The organism is Geobacillus sp. ZGt-1, assembly GCF_001026865.1.
GTDB classification, from domain to species: Bacteria; Bacillota; Bacilli; order Bacillales; family Anoxybacillaceae; genus Geobacillus; species Geobacillus thermoleovorans.
This window is the reverse complement of sequence record NZ_LDPD01000137.1, coordinates 1-7,381: the sequence shown is the minus strand read 5'-3', so window position 1 is coordinate 7,381 and position 7,381 is coordinate 1. Positions and strand designations below refer to the sequence as shown.

Genomic DNA, 7,381 nt, shown 5'->3' with positions numbered 1-7,381 from the left:
GCATTGGCTTCTTCGGCCACACTCCACATGGCTATGGATGGTCCTGCTTGCAAGCGGCATCCACGGACAGGCCGGCGCGGATTTCGTTTATCTGATATAATCAGTAGTAAATATACGCTTCTGAAAGGCTTCGCTGACTGGGGTGATCCATTTGAGCGACAATCTTACCAAAGAGCAACGTTCCAAGACCATGAAAGCCATAAAGTCGCGCTCGCAGTTGGAAGATACGGTCTCAAAAGCCCTCTGGAGGGAAGGATATCGATTTAGAAAGAACGACAAGACCCTCCTTGGGAAACCTGATATCTCCATCAAAAAGTATAAAGTCGCCATCTTCATTGATTCATGTTTCTGGCATGGATGTCCACTGCACGGGAATATGCCTGAAAGCAATAGGGAATATTGGGAAAAAAAGCTCTTAAGAAACAAAAATAGGGATCAAGAAGTCAACGAATATTATAGAAAAATGGGCTGGAATTGCTTGAGAGTGTGGGAGCATGATTTGAAACAGGATTTTGATCAAACAATAAAGCAAATAAAGAATTTCATTGATCAAGCCACGGATGGATGAGCGCTTGGATGCAGCAAGCGTTTTTTTATTTGTAAAAAATTATAACCTTATAAGGTTTATGTATTATACAAAGACAAAAACTATGATGTTAATTGGAGGAGGGGGAGGAATTTTTTGCTCCATAATTCCAGGAGGAACAAAAATTTATTGCAAAAAATATTAAGCAAAATTATAAGCAGGAAAGTGATGGACAACTTCAACAGATTTTTATCCCAGCATCGGATTGCAAACCGGGAAATCAGCCGATATATTGGCGCTCCCGACAACGCCTTCAATAAAATCATCAACGAAATGTCGGTCCCGTCTGTGGCCACCATAATCCGTTATGTGCACGCAGCGGAGCAGATTACTGGGGAAAATAAGATTTCCATTTATTCCAAAATTCTAATCGACAATGAAATTGAGAAAGCCGTCAGCATCCTCAACCAAATTTCAGATGCCGACATCACTGAGCTGATCAAGGAAAACAAGGAGTTTTTCAAGTCGCTGGACTTTTATTTTTCCACCACCCAGTCCAAAAAAGTCGATCCATTTACAATCGAAGAGAGAGACATCTACGCAGAAATAAAGGAGATGCTCGACCATGAATAAGAAAAGCACCAGAAAGGTATGGTTTATTACACGCCCGGAAAGAGACCCCCGATTCCATCAAGAGGCATTGCTGGCTTTGCAGAAGGCGACGGATGATTTCAGGCTGAAATGGGCGGGAAATAGAGAAGTCCATAAACGGTATGAAGAAGAGCTCGCAAATATGGGGATCAAAAGAAACAACGTCAGCCATGACGGTTCCGGAGGACGCACATGGATGGCCATGCTCAAAACCTTCTCCTATTGCTATGTAGATGATGACGGATATATTCGCCTTACAAAAGTCGGAGAAAAGCTCATCCAGGGAGAAAAGGTGTACGAAAACACAAGAAAACAAGTCTTGACGCTCCAATATCCAAACGCTTATTTTCTCGAGCCGGGATTCCGCCCAAAATTCGACGAAGGGTTTCGGATCCGCCCTGTCCTGTTTCTGATCAAGTTGGCGAATGACGAAAGATTGGACTTTTATGTAACAAAAGAGGAGATCACTTATTTTGCCATGACAGCCCAAAAGGACTCGCAGCTGGATGAAATCGTGCATAAAATATTGGCGTTCCGAAAAGCCGGCCCTCGCGAGAGAGAAGAAATGAAACAAGACATCGCCGCCAAGTTCGACCATAGGGAAAGATCAGACAAAGGAGCGAGGGACTTTTACGAAGCCCACTCCGACGTGGCCCACACTTTTATGCTCATCAGCGATTACACAGGATTGGTCGAATACATTCGCGGCAAGGCTTTGAAAGGCGATTCTTCCAGGATCAATGAAATTAAGCAGGAAATCGCTGAAATCGAAAAACGCTACCCATTCAACACACGGTACATGATATCGCTCGAGCGCATGGCGGAAAACAGCGGCTTGGATGTCGACAGCTACAAGGCCAGCAGATACGGCAATATAAAACCAGCTGCAAACTCCAGCAAGCTTCGGGCGAAAGCAGAGAGGATCCTTGCACAATTTCCATCCATAGAATCGATGTCGAAAGAGGAAATCGCTGGGGCCCTCCAAAAATATTTATCGCCGAGAGACATTGAAAAGGTCATTCATGAGATAGTGGAAAGCAAAGACGATTTTGAAGGGATCAACTCCGATTTTGTAGAGGCCTACTTGAATGAAAAAGACAACTTGGCGTTTGAAGACAAGACCGGCCAAATATTCAGCGCGCTGGGGTTTGACGTTGCAATGCGCCCCAAAGCCAAGAACGGGGAAAGAACAGAAATCGAAATCATCGCCGGGTATGGAGGAAGCAAATTCGGAATCATTGACGCCAAAAACTATGCAGGAAAGTTCCCACTGTCCTCTTCCTTGGCTTCACATATGGCGTCTGAATACATCCCCAATTACACGGGATATGAAGGCAAAGAGCTAACGTTTTTCGGCTATGTGACCGCAAACGACTTCAGCGGGGAGCGCAACCTGGAAAAGATATCGGACAAAGCTAAGCGAATCACCGGAAATCCCATCAGCGGATTTTTAGTCACAGCCAGAACCTTGCTCGGCTTCCTTGATTATTGCATTGAGAACGATGTGCCATTGGAAGACCGCGCCGAACTGTTTGTCAAGGCTGTCAAAAACAAAGGATACAAGTCGCTCGAAGCTCTGCTTCGAGAATTAAAAGAGACAAGCTAGGGCGAGGGATTTTTCCCTCCGCCCTTCTACACAAGCTCTGGAATGGCCAATTGCTCCGTTCCAAACAATTCTTCAACATCCCATTTAGGTTCAACGCATTCATACGGAATGCCAGCGAACGTCTTCAAAATGGCTTCAAAGATGATCTTTGCTCCTTTCGGAGGAACTGCCATGCCGATTTGCTGCCTGACATTTTCCTTTGTCCCCTCAAACACAAAATCATCCGGGAATGTCTGGAGCCTCGCCCTTTCCCTGTTTGTGAGAGCCCGCGGCTCCTCCCAGTGATATACGTGCGTTCCACCGCCGCCGCTCCCTGTAACGGTGTAGGAGGGCTGATCAGGATGCAGCCTTCTGTAGATTTGGCTCAGCCTTGCTTTTTTTACATTTAAGCGCAACTCCTCAGGTATCCCTTCATACCATGCGTTTTCACCCGGCGGTATATGTTTGAGCATTTCTACTGTTTTTGCGTTATGGCGCGTAAACTCGTGGTTGGGTGCGTCGTCTGGGATCGGCGGATTGGTGATCGCCTCCTTCGCCGTCACATACTTGTCGGGAGTAGTCGGCGCAGGAACTTTAAACCTCAAATCCAGGTCTTTTCTGATGCCGACTATGATAATGCGGTGCCTCATCTGAGGAACGCCGTATTCCTCAAATTTATATAGATGCGGCACGATGTCATACCCTCTCCCGGCCTCGGACAATTCTTTCAGAATCTGCATGAATGCACGGCCCTCGTTGGCGCTTTGCAGGCCTCCCACGTTTTCGGCCACAAAAAACTTTGGTTGGTGAATATTAAGGACCTTGACCCCATATGTGTATAAAGGTCCATACTCTCCATCCATTCCTTTGTGTTCTCCTACAACACTGTAGTCATTGCATGGAAAACCGAACGATAATGCGTCTATTCTGGGAAGCTGCTCAATGTCAAGCTCCCTTACATCACATGCAATGACGGATGGATCGTCTGGATCGCCGCAGATATTCCGTCGATACGTCCTGCATGCCGATTCGTTGTAGTCATTGGCCCAAACATGCTCAATGCGGAACTCTTCGCCATCAGCAGCAACCACCCTCGCCATTTTGGCTCCTAAAGCAAGGCCTCCAGGACCGCTGAAGAGTTCTCCTTTGCGAAAAATCATTGTATTACCTCCGTGGCGAAAGAATTATCAACGTGTCAGTACATTATAGAGGATTTTTGAAAAAAACAACAGCAATTCAATTAAAGCCTTCACTCGGCTCCCTTCTTGAGCTCATTCAGATATTTTTCAACAGCTTCCTCAATCAACAGATAGATATTCTTCTCCTGCAAAATCGACTGCATTTTCAACTCTTTGTGCAGGTCCGTCCGAATATCGAAGGAAACGCGCTTTCTTTCCACTTTCTTATCTTCCTTTCTTGGTTGATTGTTATATTCGTTTAAAGATGTATTGTTTTCCTCGCCGACAGGATCGGTCAACACTTGCGTAGGCGTGATGACTTTTTGCTGGCGCTTCATGTTTTTGATGTCATCTACTTTGGACACGTTCCATCATCTCCTTGTAGAAGTTTTCATACTGCTCCAGCGCCTGGTTCAACTCATTGTTTTCCTCAAAGCCGTATAGCGACAGGCGTCCGATCGGCGCCTTGCGGGTGATGATCGTTTTGAACACCTCGTTCGGATAATCTTCCTCGATCATTTCATTGAATGCCTTCGCGTCGCTGCGGCGGACGTCGTTCATGGTTCTGAGAATGCCCAGCAGCCTGGTATTGTGCCGCCCATGCACCCTCGCTCCCTCAACGGATTCCATAAAATTCGGGACCGCCGAGTAGCACCAATTGGAGCACTCGAACATCATGATGACATACTGGCTTGCGCACAAGGCGTTTGTCGTCTGCTCGCTCAACGAAGGCGGCGTGTCGATGACAATGAAATCGTAACGATGCCGGATCTTGTCCAACGTATCGTCCAGTATCAAGGTCGGCTTTCCCTTATACCTAATATATTTTCCAAGGTACGTCTCCCCTGTGTAAATCCAACGGGGGAACGTGGCCAGGAAGTTGTTGGCCGGAAGCAGATCCAACCTGTCGTTGACCTTGACTATGTACGGCTCCGGATCCCTCTCCTGCATCGCTTCGAGAACGGATTTCGCCGTGAATTCGTTGGATGGCTTTCGCGAAAGGAGCTCTGTCAAATTCCCCTGCGAGTCCATGTCGACGGCCAAAACCCTGTATCCGTCCCTGCTCAACAAATAGGCGAGGACTCCTGTTGTCGTGGACTTTCCGCATCCGCCTTTCTGGATGCCCATGGTGATGGTGATGGCCACTTATATCACCTTCCTTTCTTCCAAGGTTTGTTTCTTCTTTTGTTTATATGATTTATTCTACGTTATTTTATAGATTCCTTCAATGATTGCAAAAAATAAGAGCGTTAGAAACGCTTCCACTTCAATTCCGATATGAGTTGCCGCACCGCCTCCGACTCTGACATGTTTTTTGTCTGACAGTATTTCTGGAGAAGTTCGTAAAGCTCGTCGTCCAAGCGCACGGTAATGCGATGTGACTTGGACTTTTCTTCTTTCGGGCGTCCACGTTGGAGCTTTTTGCGTTCGACGCGCAGATCATCATGGACGACAACATCGAGGTATCCGAACCGCTCATAAATGTTTTTATGTTTCTCTACGAATTCTTCCCACATTCGGGGAATTTCTTCAAGAAGCCGGAGGTACTCTTCCTGCAGCCTCTTTGTTTCCTCTGGGGACCGAGGGCGCCGCTTGCCGAATTCCTGAAGGACGAGGACCTGGAAATCGTGCCGCTCATAGCATCTTCCTTCCATCATCGCCATCACCTCTATTTTTTGTCCGACACTATTTGTGTTTATTATACCTCCAGACTTTCACTGATTCAACATTTTTCGTCTGACATAAAATCAAGATGCCAGTTCCAATTTTGCCTTTCAAAGCACAAATTAATCGAATCGGCGTTTTTCAGAACAAAAATCGCTGTTTTCGAGCTGAAAGATAAGGTTTTGCCATTTTGATTTTTTTGCCAAATAGGGGTATATTATACTTAAAAATGTGATATTTTCGACAAATTTCACCCCGAGCGTTAAGGGGAAGAAGGGGATGAAGAAAGTTGGACTGGAAAGAGGTAAAGCGGTTCGCCTATGCCGGCCAGGCGTTTATCCCTGTCAACGTGGAAAACAGAGGGGATTCGGTCAAACTTTTTTTCAGGAGCGGGGAAACCAAGCTGCTTGACGTACAATCGAGTCTGTTTTTGAAGCGGCTTCTGACCTTCTTTGGCACAAGCATTTCGATCAACCGCCATCGGTATGGGGAGTTGGTGGGGAAAAAGCAGCTCGTTCCCATCGTGTTGTCGTATGGTTTTACCATCATTCCGTTTAACGTTCGCGAGCCGGTCGGCCGGCAAAGCCGTGTAGGGTGGTTTGTGTCAAGAGAGATTGAGCAGTTCCGGCAAAGATCGCCCCAGTGCACCACGGTCCATCTTCTTTCCGGACATCAGATTCCTGTGTTTCATTCCCGCAAGTTCTGCATCGACCAACTCAAAAATGCAAAATGGATTGAGATGTGCTACGGGGAGATTCATGAACCGCATCGCAGGCAATGGGTAAACGGCAGCGCAGTTTGTGAAACGGTGGTTATGTAGTGAAATGAATGATTTATCGCAATAAACCGGAAGGATCGGCGGCATTGGAGGCCGCTTTTTTTCTTTTTTCGCTTTGAAATTGTCTTTGTCTATGGGTGTTATCGGTTGATATGATGTTGGCAAATCGAAAGGAGGTAGGAAAATGGCCGCTTCTGAAATGGTATCAGGCCGCACTCTTGTTTTGGACTTCTACGCCGGAAAGGACAGAGACGGAAAGGACATCATCCGCTCGCAAACCTTCAGAGTGAAGAGCGACGCAAGTGTCCAATCGCTTTACGATGCCGCCGCCGCCATCGCCAGCTTGTCGAGCGGCAGCTTGCGGTACGTGCGCACGACGTTGACCAGCCATATTATCAATGCATGATGAGAGGGGGAATGAACAATGAAGACGTTGGAATTGACGTTTAACGCTCAAGCGGGGCCGGCGCGGATTTTGATCCGCTATCCCAAGGAGCCGGTTGATCCGGTGCAAGTGAAAACGGTGATGAACCAGCTCGTAGCGGCAAATGTTTTTATGACCGGCAACGGGGAGCTGGTGAGCCCGAAGAGCGCACGCATCATTGACCGCGAAACGCAAGACATCCAGTTGCCATAGCGCATCTGTCATGAACGGAAGGTTTCTCGCCTTCCGTTTTTGAGCATTGAAAGGGGGAAAAGCAATGGATTTGTTTTCGATGATCAGTGAAGTTTCCTTCCCGATCCTTGTTTCTATCTATCTTCTGTATCGGATGGAGACGAAGCTGGATCAGTTGACCAAATCCATTCAAGATCTAACTATCGCATTAAGCCGAGGTCCGCAGAATTGATGATGGGAGGGAATTCGAAGTGGAATTGGTGGAGCTGCTTTTCCGGGCGGAGAAAAGGCTGTCTGGGCTTCATCCGTTGGTGGCGGATAAAGCTAGAGCGTTGATCCGGAAGGCTTATGAGGAAGGGATTTATATCATCATTACGCAAGG

General features: G+C 47.0%; 12 protein-coding genes. 8 read left to right on the top strand and 4 right to left on the bottom strand.

Annotated features, from left to right (window positions below; genetic code table 11):
• Window positions 1–142 precede the first annotated feature (142 nt).
• The 4 genes from VU18_RS16120 to VU18_RS16110 are packed head-to-tail and all read left to right on the top strand — an operon-like array spanning window position 143 to window position 2,783.
• Complete coding sequence (locus VU18_RS16120) at window positions 143–568, top strand: very short patch repair endonuclease (RefSeq protein ID WP_082218544.1); 426 nt, start codon at window positions 143–145, stop codon at window positions 566–568.
• Window positions 561–731 (top strand): hypothetical protein, encoded by a 171-nt coding sequence (locus tag VU18_RS20920; protein WP_236687445.1) that lies wholly within the window; start codon window positions 561–563, stop codon window positions 729–731. The genes VU18_RS16120 and VU18_RS20920 overlap by 8 nt, the downstream gene beginning before the upstream one ends.
• A 23-nt stretch (window positions 732–754) precedes the next feature.
• Window positions 755–1,159, top strand: coding sequence for a hypothetical protein (locus VU18_RS16115; RefSeq protein ID WP_047758528.1), 405 nt, complete (start codon window positions 755–757; stop codon window positions 1,157–1,159).
• Window positions 1,152–2,783: an AlwI family type II restriction endonuclease gene (locus tag VU18_RS16110; protein WP_047758525.1), complete on the top strand. Its 1,632-nt coding sequence runs from the start codon at window positions 1,152–1,154 to the stop codon at window positions 2,781–2,783. Before VU18_RS16115 ends, VU18_RS16110 begins: the two co-directional genes overlap by 8 nt.
• Window positions 2,784–2,809: 26 nt before the next feature.
• On the opposite strand, the gene VU18_RS16105 is transcribed toward VU18_RS16110, so the two are convergent.
• The 4 genes from VU18_RS16105 to VU18_RS17020 all read right to left on the bottom strand — a co-directional run bounded on the left by VU18_RS16105 (window position 2,810) and on the right by VU18_RS17020 (window position 5,604).
• Window positions 2,810–3,922 carry a DNA cytosine methyltransferase gene (locus VU18_RS16105; RefSeq protein WP_023634597.1) on the bottom strand — a complete coding sequence of 371 codons (1,113 nt, stop codon included), beginning with the start codon at window positions 3,920–3,922 and terminating at the stop codon, window positions 2,810–2,812.
• Between the two features lie 89 nt (window positions 3,923–4,011).
• On the bottom strand, window positions 4,012–4,305 hold the full coding sequence (locus VU18_RS16100) for a hypothetical protein (protein WP_012820753.1): 294 nt from the start codon (window positions 4,303–4,305) through the stop codon (window positions 4,012–4,014).
• Window positions 4,289–5,086, bottom strand: a complete 798-nt coding sequence (locus tag VU18_RS16095; protein WP_047758524.1) for a ParA family protein — start codon at window positions 5,084–5,086, stop codon at window positions 4,289–4,291. The genes VU18_RS16100 and VU18_RS16095 overlap by 17 nt, the downstream gene beginning before the upstream one ends.
• 104 nt (window positions 5,087–5,190) lie before the next feature.
• Complete coding sequence (locus VU18_RS17020) at window positions 5,191–5,604, bottom strand: DUF6290 family protein (RefSeq protein WP_236687444.1); 414 nt, start codon at window positions 5,602–5,604, stop codon at window positions 5,191–5,193.
• A 290-nt stretch (window positions 5,605–5,894) separates the two neighbouring features.
• On the opposite strand from VU18_RS17020, the gene VU18_RS16085 reads away from it, so the two are divergent.
• From VU18_RS16085 to VU18_RS17700, 4 genes are all read left to right on the top strand, one after another.
• Window positions 5,895–6,425, top strand: coding sequence for a competence protein ComK (locus VU18_RS16085; RefSeq protein ID WP_047758523.1), 531 nt, complete (start codon window positions 5,895–5,897; stop codon window positions 6,423–6,425).
• Window positions 6,426–6,567: 142 nt separating this feature from the next.
• Complete coding sequence (locus VU18_RS16080) at window positions 6,568–6,789, top strand: DUF1659 domain-containing protein (protein ID WP_047758522.1); 222 nt, start codon at window positions 6,568–6,570, stop codon at window positions 6,787–6,789.
• Window positions 6,790–6,807: 18 nt separating this feature from the next.
• On the top strand, window positions 6,808–7,020 hold the full coding sequence (locus VU18_RS16075) for a DUF2922 domain-containing protein (RefSeq protein ID WP_020961686.1): 213 nt from the start codon (window positions 6,808–6,810) through the stop codon (window positions 7,018–7,020).
• A 64-nt stretch (window positions 7,021–7,084) separates the two neighbouring features.
• Window positions 7,085–7,231, top strand: a complete 147-nt coding sequence (locus tag VU18_RS17700) for a YvrJ family protein (RefSeq protein ID WP_011229514.1) — start codon at window positions 7,085–7,087, stop codon at window positions 7,229–7,231.
• The last annotated feature ends 150 nt before the right edge of the window (window positions 7,232–7,381 follow it).